The sequence below is a fragment of the Pseudomonas silesiensis genome, assembly GCF_001661075.1.
GTDB lineage: Bacteria > Pseudomonadota > Gammaproteobacteria > Pseudomonadales > Pseudomonadaceae > Aquipseudomonas > Aquipseudomonas silesiensis.
In genome coordinates this window covers 2,708,477-2,729,361 of the sequence record NZ_CP014870.1, presented here as the reverse complement: position 1 = coordinate 2,729,361, position 20,885 = coordinate 2,708,477, and the positions used below count along the sequence as shown (strand labels likewise).

The 20,885-nt window shown below is 62.5% G+C and carries 15 protein-coding genes and 2 riboswitches; of the genes, 7 read left to right on the top strand and 8 right to left on the bottom strand.

Features of this window, described 5'->3' with window-relative positions:
* Positions 1-195: 195 nt before the first annotated feature.
* A complete protein-coding gene (locus PMA3_RS12300) occupies positions 196-1,062 on the bottom strand; it encodes a LysR family transcriptional regulator (RefSeq protein ID WP_064677404.1) in 867 nt (288 codons plus the stop codon).
* Between the two features lie 165 nt (positions 1,063-1,227).
* On the opposite strand from PMA3_RS12300, the gene PMA3_RS12295 reads away from it, so the two are divergent.
* The gene (locus PMA3_RS12295) at positions 1,228-2,781 is read left to right on the top strand and encodes an MFS transporter (RefSeq protein WP_064677403.1); all 1,554 of its coding nucleotides are present in this window, start codon (positions 1,228-1,230) and stop codon (positions 2,779-2,781) included.
* A gap of 74 nt (positions 2,782-2,855) precedes the next feature.
* Here the strand turns inward: PMA3_RS12295 and PMA3_RS12290 are convergent, their stop codons facing one another.
* The 5 genes from PMA3_RS12290 to cobW form a co-directional block, all read right to left on the bottom strand.
* Positions 2,856-4,502 carry a phospholipase D-like domain-containing protein gene (locus tag PMA3_RS12290; RefSeq protein ID WP_064677402.1) on the bottom strand — a complete coding sequence of 549 codons (1,647 nt, stop codon included), beginning with the start codon at positions 4,500-4,502 and terminating at the stop codon, positions 2,856-2,858.
* A 38-nt stretch (positions 4,503-4,540) separates the two neighbouring features.
* Positions 4,541-5,152 (bottom strand): vWA domain-containing protein, encoded by a 612-nt coding sequence (locus PMA3_RS12285; protein ID WP_064677401.1) that lies wholly within the window; start codon positions 5,150-5,152, stop codon positions 4,541-4,543.
* A gap of 53 nt (positions 5,153-5,205) precedes the next feature.
* Positions 5,206-6,204 carry a magnesium chelatase ATPase subunit I gene (locus PMA3_RS12280; protein ID WP_064677400.1) on the bottom strand — a complete coding sequence of 333 codons (999 nt, stop codon included), beginning with the start codon at positions 6,202-6,204 and terminating at the stop codon, positions 5,206-5,208.
* A gap of 154 nt (positions 6,205-6,358) precedes the next feature.
* Positions 6,359-10,285 (bottom strand): cobaltochelatase subunit CobN, encoded by a 3,927-nt coding sequence (cobN, locus tag PMA3_RS12275; RefSeq protein WP_064677399.1) that lies wholly within the window; start codon positions 10,283-10,285, stop codon positions 6,359-6,361.
* A 3-nt stretch (positions 10,286-10,288) separates the two neighbouring features.
* On the bottom strand, positions 10,289-11,350 hold the full coding sequence (gene cobW / locus PMA3_RS12270; protein WP_064677398.1) for a cobalamin biosynthesis protein CobW: 1,062 nt from the start codon (positions 11,348-11,350) through the stop codon (positions 10,289-10,291).
* Between the two features lie 102 nt (positions 11,351-11,452).
* Positions 11,453-11,666: riboswitch (cobalamin riboswitch) on the bottom strand.
* Positions 11,667-11,858: 192 nt separating this feature from the next.
* Positions 11,859-12,085, top strand: a riboswitch (cobalamin riboswitch).
* A gap of 119 nt (positions 12,086-12,204) precedes the next feature.
* Here cobW and PMA3_RS12265 point away from each other — a divergent pair.
* From PMA3_RS12265 to cobM, 4 genes are all read left to right on the top strand, one after another.
* Positions 12,205-12,408 carry a CbtB domain-containing protein gene (locus PMA3_RS12265; RefSeq protein ID WP_064677397.1) on the top strand — a complete coding sequence of 68 codons (204 nt, stop codon included), beginning with the start codon at positions 12,205-12,207 and terminating at the stop codon, positions 12,406-12,408.
* An 11-nt stretch (positions 12,409-12,419) separates the two neighbouring features.
* A complete protein-coding gene (locus tag PMA3_RS12260) occupies positions 12,420-13,127 on the top strand; it encodes a CbtA family protein (RefSeq protein ID WP_064677396.1) in 708 nt (235 codons plus the stop codon).
* Complete coding sequence (locus PMA3_RS12255; protein WP_064677395.1) at positions 13,124-13,537, top strand: cobalamin biosynthesis protein; 414 nt, start codon at positions 13,124-13,126, stop codon at positions 13,535-13,537. Before PMA3_RS12260 ends, PMA3_RS12255 begins: the two co-directional genes overlap by 4 nt.
* An 81-nt stretch (positions 13,538-13,618) precedes the next feature.
* Entirely contained in the window at positions 13,619-14,365 is a 747-nt protein-coding gene (cobM, locus tag PMA3_RS12250; RefSeq protein WP_064677394.1) for a precorrin-4 C(11)-methyltransferase, read from the top strand.
* 62 nt (positions 14,366-14,427) lie between these two features.
* Here the strand turns inward: cobM and nfuA are convergent, their stop codons facing one another.
* Complete coding sequence (nfuA, locus tag PMA3_RS12245; RefSeq protein WP_045057579.1) at positions 14,428-15,012, bottom strand: Fe-S biogenesis protein NfuA; 585 nt, start codon at positions 15,010-15,012, stop codon at positions 14,428-14,430.
* A gap of 320 nt (positions 15,013-15,332) precedes the next feature.
* Between nfuA and metH the strand changes: the two genes are divergently transcribed.
* Both metH and PMA3_RS12235 read left to right on the top strand, forming a co-directional pair.
* Positions 15,333-19,043 (top strand): methionine synthase, encoded by a 3,711-nt coding sequence (metH, locus tag PMA3_RS12240; RefSeq protein WP_064677393.1) that lies wholly within the window; start codon positions 15,333-15,335, stop codon positions 19,041-19,043.
* Positions 19,044-19,290: 247 nt separating this feature from the next.
* Positions 19,291-19,509, top strand: a complete 219-nt coding sequence (locus PMA3_RS12235; RefSeq protein ID WP_064677392.1) for a DUF2970 domain-containing protein — start codon at positions 19,291-19,293, stop codon at positions 19,507-19,509.
* A 22-nt stretch (positions 19,510-19,531) separates the two neighbouring features.
* On the opposite strand, the gene PMA3_RS12230 is transcribed toward PMA3_RS12235, so the two are convergent.
* On the bottom strand, positions 19,532-20,617 hold the full coding sequence (locus PMA3_RS12230; RefSeq protein ID WP_064677391.1) for an ABC transporter substrate-binding protein: 1,086 nt from the start codon (positions 20,615-20,617) through the stop codon (positions 19,532-19,534).
* Positions 20,618-20,885: the final 268 nt, after the last annotated feature.

The window sequence follows — 20,885 nt, the reverse complement described above, 5'->3', positions numbered from 1 at the left end:
GTACAGGTAGATGGGACTTTTCCTACAGCCGGAAATCATTACAAAATCTGTAAGCCTCTGGATTTTCGTTGTTCCGTCGGCCGCCTTCGCGAGCAAGTCGAATCGTCGCACCGCCGCTCCCACAGTTGACCGAGTTGTCCGGACGGACGCGGTCCAATGTGTGCGGGCTTGCTCGCGAAGCTCTTGCTCTTGCTCTTAGCGGTTTTTAACCTGCTCGATATACCTCGCCACCGCCGCCGACTTCTCGAACCGCCGATGAATCAACGACAACCACGAACTCGCCTCACACCCCTTGATCGACCGATACAACACACCCGGCAAACCGACATGCCCGACCACCGATTCCGGCACCACCGCCACGCCCTGCCCCAGAGACACCAGGGCAATCACCGCCACCAGCCCGCCTGGCTGTGCCCCCAGCTTCGGCGCAAAGCCACCCTCGGCGGCGACTTGCAGGGTGCCGCTGATTTGCTCCGGCAGGATGAACGTCTCGTTTTGCAAATGCTCCGGGGCGATTTCCGGCAAACGACACAACCAGGACTCGGACGGCAGCGCCAGCACGAAGCCTTCTGCATCCAGGCGAATGGCCTCCAGGCCTTCTGGGAAGGTCATGGGTGAGCGCACATAGCCAATATCGAAACGCCCCTCCACCACCATCATCGGCAATGACGCCATGGGGCTTTCCCGTACGTTCAGGCTGACGTCCGGACACTCGCGGCTGAAGGCTTGCACCTGTTTCTGCAGCAAGCCCGAGTACACCGCCGACGCCACGTAACCCAGTTCGATATGACCAATATCGCCGCGCCCGGCCCGCTGGGCGTTGTGCTGGGCGTATTCGAATTGCCGCACCGTCGCCTCGGCCTCGATCAGCAACGCGGTGCCGGCCTCGGTCAGGCTGACCTCCCGGGTCTGGCGCACGAACAATCGCGTGCCGAGTTCGTTCTCCATGTCCTGGATCTGTCGAGTCAAGGTCGGCGGTGCGATACCGAGTTGTTCGGCGGCGCGGGTGAAGTTGCCTTGCCGGGCGACGGCCAGGAAATAGCGGAAATGCCGTATGTCCATCGGTGTATTAGCTCAAAGGTAATGAAAACCCGTTTTACGGCTAACGAAGCCTGCATTCGGGCGCGTTAAGCTCCCCTGGCAATCACAGTAGAGAGCCCACGCCATGTACGTCAAACCCCTTATCGCGCTCCTTCGCCATCATCTTGCGCAAAAGGCAATCCTGTCATGAGCCGGGTAAGCCCTCGCCTCACGTTGCTGACGGCCTCCGGCGTTTGTTCGCTGATTGTCCTCGACACCAACATCGTTGCCGTCACCCTCCCCACGATCGCAAGGGACCTGGGGGCGAACTTTGCCGACATCGAATGGGTGGTCAGCGCTTACATGCTGGCCTTCGCCGCGCTGCTATTGCCCGCCGGAAGCATCGCCGATCGCTTCGGCCGGCAGAAAACCCTGCTCTGGGGCCTGGGCATCTTCATCCTCGCGTCCATCGGCTGCGGCGCGGCGCCCAACGCGTTGTTGCTCGACATCGCCCGGGCAATCAAGGGTGTCGGCGCCGCGTTACTGCTGACCTCGGCCCTGGCCTCCATCGGCCATACCTTTCACGACGAAGTGGAACGGGCCAAGGCTTGGGCGTTCTGGGGCGCCTGCATGGGCGTGGCCATGACCGCCGCGCCGACGGTCGGCGGGCTGATCACCGAGTACATGGGCTGGCGCTGGATCTTCTACTTGAATTTGCCGGTGGGCCTGTTCCTGATGGCGATGGTCTGGCGGGCCGTGCCGGAATCTCGCGACACCCAGTCCGCACGCCTGGACCCTTGGGGCAGCCTGGCCTTTAGCGCAAGTTTGCTGTGCCTGATCTGGGGCCTGATCGAAGCCAACCGCATCGGCTGGAGCAACCCATTGACCTACGCCCGACTGATCGGCGGCGCCCTGCTGCTGGGGCTGTTCGTGGTGATCGAACGGCTGCAGCAGCGACCGATGGTCGATCTGCAATTGTTCAAGCATCCGCGCTTCATCGGCGCGCTGCTGGGTATGTTCGCCTACGCCGGTTGCGCCCAGGTGATGATGACCCTCCTGCCGTTTTACCTGCAAAACGGCCTGGGCTTCTCGGCCATTGCATCGGGCCTGGGGATGTTGCCCTTCGCCCTGACCATGCTGATTTGCCCACGTATCGGCGTGCGCCTGGCCAGTCGATTTGCGCCCGCGACCATGATGGCCGCCGGTTTGACCCTGGTCGGCAGCGGCAATCTGCTCAGTGCCTGGGCCGTCGGCAGCGGCGGCTACCTGCCCTTCGCCCTGGCGATTGCCGTGACCGGTGCCGGTGCCGGGCTGCTCAACGGCGACACGCAAAAGAACATCATGGCCTGCGTGCCACGGGCGCGTACCGGCATGGCTTCGGGCATGAGCACCACCATGCGTTTCAGCGCGATTGTGCTGGCCATCGGCGTGTTCGGCGCGTTGCTGTCCAGCCATACCGAGCTGTTACTGCGCAGCAGCCTGTCGGCCCAGGGTGCGCCATGGCTCGACCAGACCCAGGGCATCGCCTCGCGGGTAGTGGCCGGCGACATGAGCGCCGCCATGGGCCTGGTGCCGGACACCGCGCGCTCGCTGGTTGAGCCGCTGGCCCGCCAGGCGTTCGTCGGCGGCTTCAGTCTGTTGCTGTGGGTCGCGGGTTTGCTGGCCTTGCTCGGGGCACTGGTGGTGGGCACGCTGATGCGCCATCCGATTCCGGCGGCGAACGCTTCAGTCTCGGCCGCGTCCCACAGGACTCCTGCGTGAACGATGCCAGCACCCGCTCGGTATTCGCATCGCAGGCCATGGAGACGAGGTGATCAATGTGGGAGCGAGCCTGTTCAGCGTCCGGAAAAGCGCAACCGCGACAACCTGCGCAAATCCCCCGCGCGGTAGTAATCATCGGTCCAGCTGTCATCCGCCGCCAACGGCTGGACCTGCTTGAGCGCCAGCTTCTTCGCGAAGTAGCGAAAACGGTAATGCTCGTAGAACCGCAGCAACTCCAGCCCATAACGGTCTGCCAGGTCGGTATTGCCGCGAATGATCAGGTAATTTTCGTCATTGCCATTGCTGGCCGACGCGCTGAGGTTGTGGCTGCCGCTGATGATCGTCGGCGCGTCGCTGGTGAAGTCGGTGACCACGGCTTTGGTATGCACCAGCAGGTTGCCCTTCTGGCCTTTCATGTTCTCCCTGAGCCAGCCTTCCAGCCCGGTATTGAGCAAGGCGGTGGCGGCGAACTCGGCGGTGCGGTCGGCATGGAAACCGGTGATGCGGCTGGTGGTGTTTTGCAGGCCGTAACGCAAGATGTCGTCCTCGGGCTGGCCCAGCAAGGCGTTGAGGATGTCGTCAGGCAAGGCGAATGCGGTCACGAACAGCACATCCTTTTTCGCCGCGTCGATGATATCGACAAACGCTTGCAGATCACCCCGACCCGAACGCGGAGAAAACCCGCTGAACAAGGGTTGCAGCGAGTCCATAGGGTTATGGTGCGTCAGCCATTTTCGGGTGGCGCCGACATTTTCCGGTGTGGCCCAGACCTGCTCGAAGGTCTGCAGATAGCTGGCGCTGACTTGCGCGTCGTCCAGCACATGCACCACGTTGGCCTGTCGGTAAACGCCATTGGCGGTGAAATTGGTGCTGCCACTCAGTACCGCTTCGGGCTGATGCTGTCCTGTGTCGTCGAGCCGGCTCAGGACCATGAACTTGTTGTGGAAAATCTTGTGGGTGACTCGCCCGCGCTTGCTCGTTTGCGGGATTTTTTCCAGGCTTTCTTCGTTCCTGGCGGTGCCTTTATCACCGGATTTTGCGTGATACAGCACCCGCACCTTCACACCACGCTCGAAGGCTGCGTCGATGGCGTCGACAATGACCCGCAACTCGTATTCGTAAATGGCGATGTCCAGTGCCCACTGATCGTCCACGGCACGCTCGATAAACCCCAGCAAACGCCCCAGCAGCCCGTTTTCCAACCATTGTCGCGGGGCGTCGGGCCAGGCTTCGATGGGCAGGTTCTTGTTGGCGCTGATCATCGCGTCGAGGTCGGGAAACTTGCGCTGGAACGCCTGGCTGGCGGCCACTGCGCGGTTGAAAATCACGCTCTGGTTCTGCGGCTGGCCGTTGTCGGAGGTGACCGTCAGTTCCAGGTATTCACCCAATTGCGGCGCATCGGCGCTGCCGTAGGCCAGGTGGACTCGATAGTGGATGGTCATCCCCGGATTGACCGCGTAATCGGCCCAGCGAAATTTCTGCAGCGGCGCAATATTGCTCGGAGTGGCGCGAAAATGGGCAAAGGTGTGAACCTTGCCGGGGAAGGTCAGGCTGTTGAACAGAAACAGCCAGGGCTTGCTGCCTTGCTGCTTTTCGATGGCGAATCCCAGCAGACCTTTGCGCCGGGGTTCGGCCAGGTCCATGGCCAACAACACGCCGTTGGTGCCGGCGTAGGCTTTGACGCGGAAATCGTCCTGATGGTTGGCGGCTAGTACGCGCACGGTTCACTCCTGTGATGGGGTTGCTGATTGGGCATAGGTCAGCCTGGAATCAGCTCGTCGATATGCCGATAATCTGCACCCAACCCGCTCGCCAACACCTTGGCCCGCCCCAGCCGAATCGGCCCTCGCTCAATGTCAATCAACAGCCCCGGACAATCAAGGGTCGGCAACATCGTGAAGTCTTTCAATCGGCCATCGGTCACCAGCAACAGTCGCTGTCGCTCCGCCGGGAAACGCTTCCGACGAGCGGCCAACCAGTGTCCCGCCTCACCCAGCGCTGCCAGCAAGGGCGTGCCGCCGCCGGCTCCGAGGCCATCCAGCCAGGTACGCAAACCGGCGGACGCCTTCAACCCCTGCACCTGCCATTTCGGCACATGACCGCTGGCGGTCAGCAAGGCCAGGCGCGCGCGCTGGCGGTAGGCGTCATCGAACAATTGTGCCAACAGCCCCTTCGCATCGCTCAACGCCTGATGACGCCGAGTCGAAGCCGAGGCATCGACGATCACCAGCCACAGTTCATGGGGGGAACGGGTGCGCAGGTGAAACAGCACATCGTCGCGCTGCCGGGGGCGGCCACCCAGCAACGTGCCGGGCCAATTGATCGAGCCGTTGCGCGCGGCGTGACGCTTGCCTTGCCTGCCATTGTCCAACCGTCCGGCGCGGGGCCTGGCATTCGCCCCCGCGTCAGATCGAGGGCGAATGCCTAGGGCTTTTTTGGCCAGCTCGGCACTTCTCGTCGGGCGCCGACCGGCAAGGCCTGGGCGGGCATTTCGCCCCATTGGCCCTGGCTTTCCCCAGGGTTGGCATGCTGGCCAGCCTGGGGTTGATTGTGTTGCGGCGCAGGTGGCGCCTGTTCGCGACGGCGGTGGCGCAGGGCGAACTCGGCGACGGCGTCGATATCTTCCTCGGCGATGGCACTCGCACCGCGCCAGGCAGCGTGGGCCCGGGCCGCGCGTAACCACACCAGATCGGCGCGCAGGCCATCGACACCGGCGGCAAAACAACGCTCGGTAATCTGCGCCAGTGCCTGATCGTCGAGGGGGATGCTCGCCAGTGTGCTGCGCGCTGTCTGACAACGTTCACGCAGTGACTGCTGCCGGCTTTCCCACTCGACGCAAAAGAGTTGCGGATCGCTGTCGAAATCCAGTCGCCGGCGAATGATCTGGCCGCGTTCAGCCGGCACTGTGTGACCGCTGAGGGCGACGTTCAAACCAAAGCGGTCGAGCAATTGCGGCCGCAGCTCGCCCTCCTCCGGGTTCATGGTGCCGATCAGCACGAACTTCGCCGAATGCCGATGGGAAATGCCATCGCGTTCGATCAGGTTGGTGCCGCTGGCGGCGACGTCGAGCAGCAGATCCACCAGATGATCGGGCAGCAGGTTGACCTCATCGACATACAGCACGCCGCCGTCCGCCTTGGCCAGCACGCCAGGGGAGAATTGCGCGCGACCTTCGCTCAGCGCGGCGTCAAGATCGAGGGTACCGACCAGTCGTTCTTCGGTAGCCCCCAGGGGCAAGGTGACGAATTGGCCGCTGGCGAGCAGGTCCGCCAGGCCTCGGGCCAGGGTTGATTTGGCCATGCCGCGCGGGCCTTCGATCAGCACACCGCCGATTTTCGGGTCAATGGCGGTGAGGTAGAGGGCGAGTTTCAAGTCGTCGGCGCCGACCACGGCGGAGAGGGGGAAATGCGGGGTGTCGGTCATCTTTAATACTCGGTCATGGTCGGTGATCCATCAGCAGCACCTTAATCCCTGTGGGAGCGAGCTTGCTCGCGATGGCGGTGTGTCAGCCAAAATTAATATTGAATGATCCACCGCTATCGCGAGCAAGCTCGCTCCCACAGGGTTTTGCGGCGCATTAGCTATCTTCTTCTATGTCCAGCAACAAATTCTCCAGCGCCTCGCGATACTCGCCCGGCTCCTGCCACATGCCCCGTTGCTGCGCTTCGAGCATGCGCTCGGTCATGTCGCGCAGTGCATGGGGATTGTGCTCGCGAACAAAATCCCGGGTCGCCGGGTCCAGCAGATAAGCGTCCGCCAGCAATGCGTACTGGTGATCGTCAATCAACTGCGTCGTCGCGTCGAAAGCAAACAGATTGTCGACCGTAGCCGCCAGTTCGAACGCGCCTTTATAGCCGTGACGCTTCACGCCGTCGATCCACTTGGGGTTGGCCGCCCGGGAGCGGATTACCCGGTTCAATTCTTCTTTCAAGGTGCGGATCTTCGGCAGGTCCGGCTGGCTGTGATCGCCATGGTAACTGGCCGCCGCTTCGCCGCTAAGGCTTTCCACGGCGGCGAGCATGCCGCCCTGGAATTGGTAATAGTCGTTGGAATCGAGCAAGTCGTGCTCGCGGTTGTCCTGGTTTTGCAGCACTGCTTGCACCTGGCTCAAGCGCTGGGCGAACTGTTCTCGGGCGGCGGTGCCTTCGTCGGAACCGCCGTAGGCGTAACCGCCCCAATTCAGGTAAACCTCGGCCAGGTCGTCGCGGCTTTGCCACAGCCGACCGTCGATCGCGCCTTGCACGCCCGCGCCGTATGCACCGGGTTTGGCACCAAAGATGCGCCAACCGGCCTGACGGCGAGCCGACTCTTCATCCAGACCTGATCGAAGTAGCGTTTCACGCTCGGCGCGGACCTTGGCGGCCAACGGGTTGAGGTCGTCCGGCTCGTCGAGGGCGGCAACCGCTTGCACGGCCGCGTCGAACAGGCGGATCAGGTTGGCGAAGGCATCCCGGAAGAAGCCGGACACGCGCAGGGTCACGTCCACCCGCGGCCGGTCGAGCAGGCCAAGTGGCAAAATTTCGAAATCGTCGACCCGCTGGCTGCCGGTGGCCCAGACCGGGCGCACGCCCATCAGCGCCATGGCCTGGGCGATGTCGTCGCCACCGGTGCGCATGGTCGCGGTACCCCAGACCGACAGGCCGAGCTGGCGCAGGTGGTCGCCGTGATCCTGCAGATGTCGTTCCAGTATCAGGTTCGCCGACTGGAAACCGATGCGCCAGGCGGTGGTAGTAGGCAGGTTGCGCACGTCCACCGAATAGAAGTTGCGCCCGGTCGGCAGCACGTCCAGGCGCCCGCGGCTGGGTGCACCGCTGGGCCCGGCCATGACGAAACGACCGCTCAAGGCATCGAGCAATCCGCGCATTTCCGCCGGGCCGCAGGCATCCAGGCGCGGCGCGACGACTTCGCGCAGATTGTCGATGATGGCGCTGACCTCAGACCAACCTGGACCCTGTGGGAGCGAGCTTGCTCGCGATAGCGGAGTGTCAGTCGACATTGCTTTACCTGACACACCGCTATCGCGAGCAAGCTCGCTCCCACAGAGTTCAGTCGACATTGATTTGCCTGATACACCGCTTTCGCGAGCAAGCCCGCTCCCACAGGGTTCGGGGTTGGCTTGAGGAGGATTTACTGTCTGCGAGATCAGTTGAGCGGCGAACAATTCCAGGCGTTCGCGGGTGTCGCCCGCCGTGCGCCAGACTTCATCGGTGAGGGATTGCAGTTCAATCGGACGGGGCCCGGTCCAGGGTTCCGCCAGCGCACAATCCAGCGGATCGAAACCCAGTTCGAAGGCCTTGGCCAAGGCCCGCAACACACTCGATTGCGCCCCTCGCCCATCGCCACGAGGAATTCGCAGCAGGGCCAGCAAGGTATCGATACGCAGACGCCCGGTCGGCGACTCGCCGAAGATGTGCAGGCCATCGCGGATTTGCGACTCTTTCAAGTCACACAAATAGGTGTCCAGGCGCGGCAGCCAGATCGCCGCATCGGCATCGCTGTCGAGGTGTTCATCCAGTTGCAGTTCGTGGTCGATGTGGCTGTCGCGTACCAGTTGCAGAATGTCCCGCTGCAACTCCCGGGCGCGCCGCGGATCGAGCAATTGCGCGTCGTAATATTCGTCGGCCAGCAGCTCGAGGTTGCGCAGCGGCCCGTAGGTTTCTGCGCGGGTCAGCGGTGGCATCAGGTGATCGATGATCACCGCCTGGGTACGACGCTTGGCCTGGGCGCCCTCGCCCGGATCGTTGACGATAAACGGATAGATGTTCGGCAGTGGGCCGAGCAGTGCATCCGGCCAGCAATTCTCCGACAGACCGACGCCCTTGCCCGGCAGCCATTCGAGGTTGCCGTGCTTGCCGACATGAATCACCCCGTGGGCGCCATAGGTGTTGCGCAGCCAGAAATAGAACGCGAGATAGCCGTGCGGCGGCACCAGGTCCGGGTCATGGTAGACCGCGCTCGGATCGACCTGATAACCCCGGGCCGGTTGAATGCCGACGAAGGTCAGGCCGAAACGCAACCCGGCAATCATCATCCGCCCGCCGCGGAACATTGGATCGGTTTCGGGGCTGCCCCAGCGTTCCAGCACGGCCTGACGGTTGGTTTCGGGGAGCGCGTCGAACATCAGACGGTAGTCGTCCAGTGCCAGGCTTTGATGGCACGGTCGCTGGTCCAGGGTGTCGAGGTCGTTGCTGACGCCGCCGAGCAACTGCTGGATCAACGCGGTGCCGCTGTCCGGCAGTTCGGCCGGTAGCGGATAACCTTCTTTATGCAGCGCACGCAGGATGTTCAGCGCCGCGGCAGGTGTGTCGAGACCGACCCCGTTGCCGATGCGACCGTCGCGAGTCGGGTAGTTGGCCAGGATCAGCGCAATGCGTTTCTCGCCATTGGGTACCCGCCCCAGATCGATCCAGCGTCGGGCCAGTTCGGCGACGAAATCCATGCGTTCCGGTTGTGGTCGATAACACACCACGTCCGACTGGCTGCGCTCACTGCGCCAGGCCAGGTCCTTGAAACTGATCGGCCGGCTGATGATCCGCCCGTCCAGTTCCGGCAGCGCGATGTGCATCGCCAGGTCACGCGGACCGAGGCCCTGCTCGCTGGCGCGCCAACCGGGTTCGTTGTCTTGGGCGCAAATGGCCTGGATCACCGGAATGTTGCGGCGAAACGGTCGCAGCTGCGGCGCTTCGGGGCTCGACTGGGCGAAACCGGTGGTGTTGAGAATCACCTCGGCAGCGACTTCATCCAGCAGGTCTTCGACCACGGCCAGGCAGCCGGGCTCTTTCAAACTGGCCACGGCAATCGGCAGCGGGTTAAGCCCCGTCGCCTGCAACCGCTGGCAGAAAACGTCGATGAAAGCGGTGTTCGCCGCCTGCAGGTGCGAGCGGTAAAACAGCACGGCCGCTACCGGTTGACCGGCTTGCCAGTCGGCTTGCCAATCCTGCAGTGCGGCGGGGCTTTTTTGTGGGTGATAGATCGCGGTGCGCGGCAAGGTCTGCGGCTCGGCCCAGGCGTAGTCGCGATCCAGCCAACGATTGGCGAGGCAGCGAAACAGGTCGAGTGCGTTGGCCATGCCGCCCTGACGCAGGTAATGCCAGAGCCGGTCGCGGTCTTGCGCATCCACGGTGCTCAGGTCGCTGAGTTCCGGATCCGGACGATCATCGCCGGGCACCAGGATCAGCTGCACACCGCGCTCGGACAGCGCCACCAACTGCTCGACGCCATAGCGCCAATAGGCAATGCCGCCGTGCAGTGAAATCAGGATGACCTTGGCGTGACGCAGCACTTCGTCGACATACAGGTCGACCGAGGCGTGATTCTGCACCTGCATCGGATTGGCCAGGCGCACGCTCGGGTAATCGTCCGGCAATTGCTGCGCCGCTTCGGCGAGCAGCGCCAGGCTGGAGTCGCCGCTGCACAGGATCACCAGCTCGGCGGGGGTCTGTCCAAGGTCGGCGATGTTGTCATCCGACACGAAACCGCCGGGCTGGGTCCTGAGCAGGTGCATGGCTTAAACGCTGAGTGCGGCGCGCAATTGCGCTTCGAGCAGTGCCGCGTCCAGTTCCTGGCCAATCAACACCAGGCGCGTGGTGCGAGCTTCATCGGCACCCCACTGACGGTCGAAATGCTTGTCGAAGCGCGTGCCCACGCCCTGGATCAACAGGCGCATCGGCTTGCCCGGGATCGCGGCGAAACCCTTGACGCGCAGGATGCCGTGCTGGACCACCAGTTGGGTCAAGGCATCCAGCAGCAGGCTTTCGTCGGCTTGCGGCAGTTCGATGGAAATCGAATCGAAGGCGTCGTGGTCGTGGTCGTCCTCGCCTTCGTGGTGATGATCATGATGGCTGTGACGGCTGTCGATGTGTTCTTCGGAACCGGCACCGAGGCCGATCAGTACGTCCAGTGGCAGGCGGCCGCTGCTGGCTTCGATGACTTTCACCGCGGGCGGCAGTTCTTCGGCGACTTCCAGGCGCACCCGGGCCAGATCTTCAGGGCTGATCAGATCGGCCTTGTTGAGGATCACCAGGTCGGCGCTGGCCAGTTGGTCGGCGAACAGTTCGTGCAGCGGCGATTCGTGGTCCAGGTTCGGGTCGAGTTTGCGCATGGCGTCGACCTGGTCCGGGAAGGCGGCGAAGGTGCCGGCAGCGACGGCCGGGCTGTCGACTACGGTGATCACCGCGTCAACGGTGCAGGCGCTGCGGATTTCCGGCCACTGGAAGGCTTGCACCAGTGGTTTTGGCAGGGCCAGGCCCGAGGTTTCGATGAGAATGTGATCGAGGTCGCCACGACGGGCCACCAGTTCGCGCATCACCGGGAAGAATTCTTCCTGGACGGTGCAGCACAGGCAGCCGTTGGCCAGTTCGTAGACACGGCCGCTGGCTTCTTCCTCGGTGCAGCCGATGGTGCACTGCTTGAGGATTTCACCGTCGATGCCCAGTTCGCCAAACTCGTTGACGATCACCGCGATGCGACGGCCCTGGGCGTTGTCGAGCATGTGCCGCAGCAAGGTGGTCTTGCCCGAGCCGAGGAAGCCGGTAACGATGGTGACGGGGAGTTTGGCCAGTGTTTTCATTGGATGCCCTTTGGCAAGGTGGCGGGCATACGGGACGACAATCGCAGCGTGCAGGTGCACGCGCGCAAGAGTTCCGCCACCGGATCACCCCGCCCGGTTGTAGTGAGAATCTGTAACGAGGCAGGTCTCCTGGCTGACGGTGTGCCAGTCGTTCGACTGGCGTTTGCTGCGCCTTCCCGCGAACCTGACGGATCAGGGTTTGCAGTGGCGTGGCAGCGAACATCACCGTTCACAGTTGCGGGGGCAGCCGCGGCATCGACCGCGTTCCCTTCTTAGCTTCGGCAGATGCCGAAGAACCTCGAAAGCGCAAGGCTACGCATGGTGTGGGGGCGGGTCAATGTCTTGTGGTCAGCCGTCAGGACACCTTCGCGGGCAAGTCGGATCGCCGCACCGCTCGCTCCTACAAGAGCGCCGCCGACCTGTAGGAGCGAGGCTCGCCCGCGAATGGAGCGCCTCGGTCTCGAATGAGAACCCCTGCCAATTGACGCCCAACCCCCGCCCATGCTCTCCTACACGCCTTGTTACGGGTGCCCTTCACAGGGTGAAACGGGAAACCGGTGAATCATGTGCTTTACTCAAGGCCATGTCAGTCCGGTGCTGCCCCCGCAACGGTAAGCGAGCGAAGCGTCAGATCCACTGTGCCTGCAGTTCGGCATGGGAAGGTGACGCTTACAGGTCCAGGCGACAGCCTGCCCCCTCGTGAGCCCGGAGACCGGCCCGCAACACCCGGTGAACGTTACGTTCACCGCATAACAAACCCGCGGTGGGCGGGCGCTGTTGAGCCTCTGCGCGTCTGGTGCGCAGGGATTTTCCATGCGCTCTATTCACCCGCTGACAGACCAGAGGGAAGCGCCATGTCGATCATCAGCAGCACCGGCAGCAACACAGACAAGAGCACCGCCAGCAGCACCACGACCCTGACTCAACGCCTGACCGCCGCCGCGTGTGCGTCGATCCTTGGCGCGTGCCTTGTGTATTTCGCCGGTTTCTCGCACATCGAGTCGGTGCACAATGCCGCGCACGATACCCGTCACAGCGCCGCCTTCCCGTGCCATTGAGACCTGCCGACATGATCAAGCGTATCGCGCAAACCGCGGGTTTCAGCGGGCTGCTGGCTGCCCTGTTGCTGACCCTGCTGCAAAGTTTCTGGGTTTCGCCGCTGATTATGCAGGCCGAGACCTACGAAAAATCCGAACCGGCGGCTGTTGAAATCCATGAACACGCCGCGGGCGCTGTCGTCGCTCATACCCACGATGCCGAGGCCTGGGAGCCGGAAGACGGCTGGCAGCGCGTGCTGTCGACCACCGGCGGCAACCTGGTGGTCGCAGTCGGTTTCGCGTTGATGCTGGCCGGTCTCTATACCTTGCGCGCCCCGACCAAAACCTCCCAGGGCCTGCTCTGGGGCCTGGCCGGCTATGCGACCTTCGTACTCGCCCCGACCCTGGGCCTGCCGCCTGAGCTGCCGGGAACTGCCGCGGCCGATCTGGCGCAACGACAGATCTGGTGGATCGGCACAGCGGCCTCCACCGCGGCCGGCATCGCCCTGATCGTGTTCAGCCGTCACTGGCTGATGAAGGTCCTGGGCGCCGCGATCCTCGCTGTTCCCCACGTGATAGGCGCGCCACAACCGGAAGTGCACTCGATGCTCGCGCCGCAAGCCCTCGAGTCGCAATTCAAAATCGCTTCGCAGCTGACCAACGTCGCGTTCTGGCTGGCCCTGGGCCTGGTCAGCGCCTGGTTGTTCCGCCGCAAAAGCGATGGCCAATACCAAGCATGACCGATAACAGCGCCGTGCCGACCCTGGTGGTCGGCCTGGGCTGCCAGCGCGGCTGCCCCGTCAGCACGTTGCGCGCATTGCTCGACCAGGCGCTGCAGGCTCATCGAATCGAGCTGAGCCAGGTCAAGGCCCTGGCCAGCATCGACCTGAAGCGCGAAGAACCGGGCCTCATCGAACTGGCCGCGCAGCTCGAGTTGCCGCTGATGTATTTCAGCAGCGAACAGCTGGCCGGTTATCAGCCGCAACTCAGCCACCGTTCGGACATCGCGTTCGAACGCACCGGCTGTTACGGCGTCGCCGAAAGCGCCGCCCTGGCCCTGGCCGAACAACTGGCCCAGGCGCCGGCAAAACTGCTGATTTCGCGACAGAAATATGCCCAGGCCACCCTCGCGTTGGCTGGCGCGGCGTAAAAACCCCGATAATCCCCGCTTTCGATCATGAGCAATCTTCATCTGAAGCCTTGCCCTGGCCCTTTTTCACAGGAACCGACGATGACTGTCTACTTCATTGGCGCAGGTCCCGGCGACCCGGAACTGATCACCGTCAAAGGCCAACGGCTGATTCGCAGCTGCCCGGTGATCATCTATGCCGGCTCCCTGGTGCCCGCCGCCGTGCTCGAAGGCCATCAGGCCGAACAGCTCGTGAACAGCGCCGAACTGCACCTGGAACAGATCATCGAGCTGATCAAGAGCGCCCATGCCAAGGGCCAGGATGTGGCGCGGGTGCACTCCGGCGATCCGAGCCTGTATGGCGCCATTGGCGAGCAGATTCGCTACCTGCGCGAGCTCGACATTGCCTTTGAAATCATTCCCGGCGTGACCGCGACAGCGGCCTGCGCGGCGCTTCTGGGTGCAGAGCTGACCTTGCCGGATGTGTCGCAGAGCGTGATTCTGACCCGTTACGCCGACAAGACAAGCATGCCCGCCGGTGAAGAGCTCGGCAGCCTGGCGCAGCATGGAGCGACCATGGCGGTCCATCTGGGGGTCAATCACCTGCAGAAGATCCTGGTCGAATTGCTGCCCCATTACGGTGCGGACTGTCCGATCGCAGTGATACACCGGGCGACCTGGCCGGACCAGGATTGGGTGGTTGGGACGCTTGAGGATATTGCCGGGAAAGTCGAGGCGAAGGGGTTTCGAAGGACGGCGTTGATTCTGGTGGGTCGGGTGTTGGGGAGCGATCATTTCAGTGAATCATCGCTGTATCGCGCCGGGCATGCGCATTTGTATCGGCCATAGGGAATTTCACCCATAAAAAACGGCGCTCACGGGGCGCCGTTTTTCATGTCGCAGCGAACACCTTAGTAGTAGGCGTTTTCTTTCTGCGTGTGGTCAGTCACGTCGCGAACGCCCTTGAGCTCGGGAACTCGCTCAAGCAGAGTACGCTCGATGCCTTCGCGCAAGGTAACGTCTGCCTGGCCGCATCCCTGGCAGCCGCCGCCGAATTTCAGCACGGCGATGCCATCGTCGACCACATCGATCAGGCTGACCTGACCGCCGTGGCTCGCGAGCCCCGGGTTGATCTCGGTCTGCAGGTAATAGTTGATGCGCTCGTTGATCGGGCTGTCGGCATTCACCATCGGTACTTTGGCGTTTGGCGCCTTGATGGTCAGCTGGCCGCCCATGCGGTCGGTGGCGTAGTCGACTACCGCGTCGTCCAGGAAGGCTTCGCTGAACGAATCGATGTAGGCAGTGAAGCTTTTCAGCCCCAGCGCCGTGTCTTCAGGTTTTTCTTCGCCCGGCTTGCAGTAGGCAATGCAGGTTTCGGCGTACTGGGTGCCAGGCTGGGTGATAAAGACGCGAATGCCGATACCCGGGGTGTTCTGCTTGGAGAGCAGATCGGCCAGATAGTCGTGGGCGGCGTCGGTAATGGTAATAGCGGTCATGGAAACTCCTCGCAGGCTTGGGCGCAGTTTACGCCAATCGAGGCGCCGGACAAAGTCCTAGTATTTTTGTCGGGAAAGTGTAGGCATGGCAACAACATCCAAACGCCGCCCGTAGGAGCCAGGCTTGCCGGCGAACCAGACGCTGCGGTGTATCTGCCATACCGCGTTATCGTTCTTCGCGGGCAAGCCTCGCTCTTACAGTACTGCGGTTGGTAGCGCGCCAACATGAGCCAGATTCATGCAAAACCGCAACATGCTCCAAAACCGCACAGGTTTGCTATCATCCCGGCCCTTCGTCATGGTCTTTTCGAGTAGTCCCAATGTCCGATCGCAGCGTTCGCCTTCAAGCTCTCAAGCACGCCCTCAAAGAGCGCATCCTGATACTCGATGGCGGCATGGGCACGATGATCCAGAGCTACAAGCTCGAGGAGCAGGATTACCGCGGCAAGCGTTTCGCCGACTGGCCGAGTGACGTCAAGGGCAACAACGACCTGTTGATCCTGACCCGCCCGGACGTGATCGGCTCGATCGAAAAGGCCTACCTGGATGCCGGCGCCGACATTCTGGAAACCAACACCTTCAACGCCACCCAGGTGTCCCAGGCCGACTATGGCATGCAAGGCCTGGCGTATGAGTTGAACGTAGAAGGCGCCCGCCTGGCACGCCAGGTGGCGGACGCCAAGACCCTGGAAACACCGGACAAGCCACGTTTCGTCGCCGGCGTGCTCGGCCCTACCAGTCGAACCTGCTCGCTGTCGCCGGACGTGAACAATCCCGGCTATCGCAACGTGACTTTCGATGAGCTGGTGGAAAACTACACCGAGGCCACCAAGGGCCTGATCGAAGGCGGTGCCGACCTGATCCTGATCGAAACCATCTTCGACACCCTGAACGCCAAAGCCGCGATCTTTGCCGTGCAGGGGGTCTACGAAGAACTGGGCGTCGAGTTGCCGATCATGATTTCCGGCACCATCACCGATGCCTCCGGCCGTACCCTGTCCGGCCAGACCACCGAAGCCTTCTGGAACTCCGTGGCCCACGCCAAGCCGATTTCGGTCGGCCTGAACTGCGCCCTCGGTGCCAGCGAATTGCGTCCGTACCTGGAAGAGCTGTCGAACAAGGCCGGCACCTATGTCTCCGCACACCCTAACGCCGGCCTGCCGAACGAATTCGGCGAGTACGACGAACTGCCGGCGGAAACCGCCAAGGTCATCGAGGAATTCGCCCAAAGCGGCTTCCTCAACATTGTCGGCGGCTGCTGCGGCACCACGCCAGGCCACATCGAGGCCATCGCCAAGGCCGTGGCCGGCTACGCACCGCGGGAGATCCCGGAGATCCCCAAGGCCTGCCGCCTGTCGGGCCTGGAACCCTTTACCATCGATCGCAGCTCATTGTTCGTCAACGTCGGCGAACGCACGAACATCACCGGTTCCGCCAAGTTCGCGCGGCTGATCCGTGACGACAACTACACCGAAGCCCTGGAAGTCGCCCTGCAGCAGGTCGAAGCCGGCGCCCAGGTGATCGACATCAACATGGACGAAGGGATGCTCGATTCGAAGAAGGCCATGGTGACCTTCCTCAATCTGATTGCCGGCGAGCCGGACATCTCCCGCGTGCCGATCATGATCGACTCCTCCAAGTGGGAGGTGATCGAAGCCGGCCTGAAATGCATCCAGGGCAAGGGCATCGTCAACTCGATCAGCATGAAGGAAGGCGTCGAGCAGTTCATTCAGCACGCCAAGCTGTGCAAGCGCTACGGCGCCGCCGTGGTGGTGATGGCCTTCGACGAAGCCGGCCAGGCCGACACCGAAGCGCGCAAGAAAGAGATCTGCAAACGCTCCTACGACATCCTGGTCAACGAAGTCGGCTTCCCGCCGGAAGACATCATTTTCGACCCGAACATCTTCGCCGTGGCCACCGGCATCGAAGAGCACAACAACTACGCTGTGGACTTCATCAATGCCTGTGCCTACATCCGTGACGAACTGCCGTATGCCCTGACGTCCGGCGGCGTGTCCAACGTGTCGTTCTCGTTCCGCGGCAACAACCCGGTCCGCGAGGCGATTCACTCGGTGTTCCTGCTGTATGCGATCCGCAACGGCCTGACCATGGGTATCGTCAACGCCGGCCAGCTGGAGATCTACGACCAGATCCCGGCCGAGCTGCGCGATGCCGTGGAAGACGTGATCCTCAACCGCACCCCGGAAGGCACCGACGCCCTCCTCGCCATCGCCGACAAGTACAAGGGCGACGGCAGCGTCAAGGAAGCCGAGACCGAAGAGTGGCGCAACTGGGACGTCAACAAGCGCCTGGAACACGCACTGGTCAAAGGCATCACCACCCACATCGTCGAGGACACCGAAGAGTCGCGCCAGTCCTTCGCCCGGCCGATCGAGGTCATCGAAGGCCCGCTGATGTCCGGCATGAACATCGTCGGCGATCTGTTCGGCGCCGGCAAAATGTTCCTGCCGCAGGTGGTCAAATCCGCCCGCGTGATGAAGCAGGCCGTGGCCCACCTGATCCCGTTCATCGAACTGGAAAAAGGCGACAAGCCGGAAGCCAAGGGCAAGATCCTCATGGCCACGGTAAAAGGCGACGTGCACGACATCGGCAAGAACATCGTCGGCGTGGTGCTGGGCTGTAACGGCTACGACATCGTCGACCTCGGCGTGATGGTGCCGGCCGAGAAGATCCTGCAAGTGGCCAAGGAGCAGAAGTGCGACATCATCGGCCTGTCCGGCCTGATCACGCCTTCGCTGGATGAAATGGTCCACGTGGCCCGTGAGATGCAGCGCCAGGACTTCCACCTGCCGTTGATGATCGGCGGCGCGACCACCTCCAAGGCGCACACGGCGGTGAAGATCGAACCCAAGTACAGCAACGACGCGGTCATTTACGTGACCGACGCCTCCCGCGCCGTGGGCGTGGCCACCCAGTTGCTGTCCAAGGAGTTGAAGCCGGCGTTCGTCGAGAAGACCCGCCTGGAATACATCGAAGTCCGCGAGCGCACCGCCAACCGCAGCGCCCGCACCGAACGCCTGAGCTACCCGGCGGCGATCGCCAAGAAGCCGCAGTTCGACTGGAGCACCTACACCCCGGTCAAACCGACCTTCACCGGCGCCAAAGTGCTGGACAACATCGACCTCAAGGTGTTGGCCGAATACATCGACTGGACGCCGTTCTTCATCTCCTGGGACCTGGCCGGCAAGTTCCCGCGCATCCTCACCGACGAAGTGGTCGGTGAAGCCGCCACTTCGCTGTACGCCGATGCCCAGGAAATGCTCGCCAAGCTGATCGACGAAAAACTCATCAGCGCCCGTGCGGTGTTCGGCTTCTGGCCGGCCAACCAGGTGCGCGACGATGACATCGAGCTCTACGGCGACGACGGCAAGCCACTGGCCAAGCTGCATCACCTGCGCCAGCAGATCATCAAGACCGATGGCAAGCCGAACTTCTCCCTGGCCGACTTCGTGGCCCCGAAGGACAGCGAAGTCACCGACTACGTGGGGGGGTTCATTACCACCGCCGGGATCGGCGCCGAAGAAGTGGCCAAGGCCTACCAGGATGCTGGCGACGATTACAACTCGATCATGGTCAAGGCCCTGGCCGACCGTCTGGCCGAGGCCTGCGCCGAATGGCTGCACCAGCAGGTGCGTAAGAATTACTGGGGTTACGCCAAGGACGAGACGCTGGACAACGAGGCGTTGATCAAAGAGCAATACACCGGCATCCGCCCTGCTCCGGGTTACCCGGCCTGCCCGGATCACACCGAGAAAGGCACCTTGTTCGCACTGCTCGACCCCCAAGCCAGCGAAATGCAGGCGGGCCGCAGCGGTGTGTTCCTCACCGAGCATTACGCGATGTTCCCGGCGGCAGCGGTCAGCGGGTGGTACTTCGCTCACCCGCAGGCGCAGTACTTCGCCGTGGGCAAGATCGACAAGGATCAGGTACAGAGCTACACCTCGCGCAAAGGTCAGGAATTGAGCGTGACCGAGCGGTGGCTGGCGCCGAACCTGGGTTACGACAACTAAGTCAGTCGCCTGGCCACATTACTGTGGCCAACAGAGAACCCCTGTGGGAGCGGGCTTGCTCGCGAAAGCGGTTTAACAGTCAACGAAGATGTTGAATGTCATGGCCTCTTCGTCGGAACGCCGCCCGGAGCAAACCCGCTCCCACATTTGGGTTGTGCTCGCCCGGAGCAAACCCGCTCCCACATTTGGGTTGTGCATGCCGTGGATTGTCTATGCTTAGCTCTCACACATAAGTGAAGAGGGGTTTATGGACGATCCAGTCGACAACAAGCCTCCGAGCTTCTGGCAGATGCTGCACAGCGTCATGGCCGCGGCGTTCGGGGTGCAGAGCGGGAAGAACCGGGCCCGGGACTTCACTCACGGCAAACCCAGCCATTTCGTGATCCTGGGGATTGTGTTCACGGCGGTGTTCGCCCTGACCCTGTTCGGCATTGTCAAACTGGTGCTGCACCTGGCCGGGATCTGATGCCTGACGCCAGGCCAATGACTCAGTGCAGCAGGGTCTGCAGGCTGAACGGGTAGCGATACGACGCCGGTTGCCCCTTGGCCGAGAGCTTTTGGAAATCCACGCCGTAATCCTGCCTCACACCCAGCGTCAACAGTCGCTCGGCCTGTGCCCGATCGATCAGTTGCAGCAAGGGAATCTGCCGGTCACGGCCGCCGTACTGACCGAAATCCACGCCTTGATCATAATCATGCAACTGCACGAGGGCCCAGCCGCCCAGGCTGAAATGCCCACCCAGCAGCACGCTCAGCCGGCCGTCCAGCAGTGCGCGCAAGGCAGCGGGTGAATGATTGATGGTGCCGAACAGTGCGTCCTTTCCAGGTTCGCCACCGGCTTCGACATAGGCTTGCATGACCCCAAAGGCCATTTCGTCATTGGCTGTCCAGACCAACGAGGCCCTCGGATAGCGTTTGAACAGCAACCCGGCCTGCTCATAGGCGCGCTCCCGGGTCCAGCCGCCATACACCAACTGGCGCAACCGCACTTCAGGGTGCTCGGCCAGGGCGCGCATCATGCCCTTCTCCCGCAGCTGCGCCGCTGGCGTGACCTTCAGACCGGAAAACGCCAGCAGCTCGATGACTTGACCGGGGGCGGCCGGGGGATGCAGGCGAATCAGCTCCTTGAGCATCAGGTAGCCGCCCTCCTCGTCGTTGGGCACCAGGCTGCCCAGCCAATCGGGGTATTTTTCAGGTTGCGAGCCGAGCAGGCTCATCTGGTCCGGGGTCAGCGCGTTATTGACCATGAACAGCTTCACGCCACTGCCTTGCGCCAGGCGCAGGATTTCGGGGGCAACGTACTGCTCGTTGACGAACACCAGATAGTCCGGCCGGCCTGGGCCTTGCAAGGCCTCGCGAGCCTGCGCGAGGGTGGTTTCAGCGAGATGGTCGGCATATTGAATACGCAAATCCATGGCCAGGTCCCTCGCCGCGGCCTGCATGAACTGCGAATAACTGAGCCAAAAAGCTTCCCCGGTGGTTCCCGGATTCAGGAACAGCACCGACGCGGCCTGGGTACAAGGTGCCACCATCGTGCCCAGCGCCAGCAATACGCCGCAGAAGAACTTCAACATTGATCGTCCGAGCCCCGACAATTCGCCGCACATTTTAGCCAGCGACCTCCCGCACAACGGCGTTTACACCGCTTATAGTCCGACCATTGTCGGAGCGAGCCCGGACGAGGTCTTTTATTGATGACTGACCCAAAATACCGCGGTGCCCACGACCAGGATGATCAGGAACAGAATCGCCCAGGCATCCGCCGTGCTATCGGGTTTTGTGACTTTGGTAGGGTTGCTCATTGCATCGCCTCTTGTCGGTTTTATCGGTGATTGCATAAAG

What these genes read in the sequence shown, in the direction of transcription:
- cobM (WP_064677394.1), top strand. Translation starts at nt 13,619, where the DNA reads ATGACTGTCTACTTCATTGGCGCAGGTCCCGGCGACCCGGAACTGATC.
- cobN (WP_064677399.1), bottom strand. Translation starts at nt 10,285, where the DNA reads ATGCACCTGCTCAGGACCCAGCCCGGCGGTTTCGTGTCGGATGACAAC.
- cobW (WP_064677398.1), bottom strand. Translation starts at nt 11,350, where the DNA reads ATGAAAACACTGGCCAAACTCCCCGTCACCATCGTTACCGGCTTCCTC.
- PMA3_RS12260 (WP_064677396.1), top strand. Translation starts at nt 12,420, where the DNA reads ATGATCAAGCGTATCGCGCAAACCGCGGGTTTCAGCGGGCTGCTGGCT.
- metH (WP_064677393.1), top strand. Translation starts at nt 15,333, where the DNA reads ATGTCCGATCGCAGCGTTCGCCTTCAAGCTCTCAAGCACGCCCTCAAA.
- PMA3_RS12255 (WP_064677395.1), top strand. Translation starts at nt 13,124, where the DNA reads ATGACCGATAACAGCGCCGTGCCGACCCTGGTGGTCGGCCTGGGCTGC.
- PMA3_RS12235 (WP_064677392.1), top strand. Translation starts at nt 19,291, where the DNA reads ATGGACGATCCAGTCGACAACAAGCCTCCGAGCTTCTGGCAGATGCTG.
- PMA3_RS12265 (WP_064677397.1), top strand. Translation starts at nt 12,205, where the DNA reads ATGTCGATCATCAGCAGCACCGGCAGCAACACAGACAAGAGCACCGCC.
- nfuA (WP_045057579.1), bottom strand. Translation starts at nt 15,012, where the DNA reads ATGACCGCTATTACCATTACCGACGCCGCCCACGACTATCTGGCCGAT.
- PMA3_RS12300 (WP_064677404.1), bottom strand. Translation starts at nt 1,062, where the DNA reads ATGGACATACGGCATTTCCGCTATTTCCTGGCCGTCGCCCGGCAAGGC.
- PMA3_RS12295 (WP_064677403.1), top strand. Translation starts at nt 1,228, where the DNA reads ATGAGCCGGGTAAGCCCTCGCCTCACGTTGCTGACGGCCTCCGGCGTT.
- PMA3_RS12280 (WP_064677400.1), bottom strand. Translation starts at nt 6,204, where the DNA reads ATGACCGACACCCCGCATTTCCCCCTCTCCGCCGTGGTCGGCGCCGAC.
- PMA3_RS12230 (WP_064677391.1), bottom strand. Translation starts at nt 20,617, where the DNA reads ATGTTGAAGTTCTTCTGCGGCGTATTGCTGGCGCTGGGCACGATGGTG.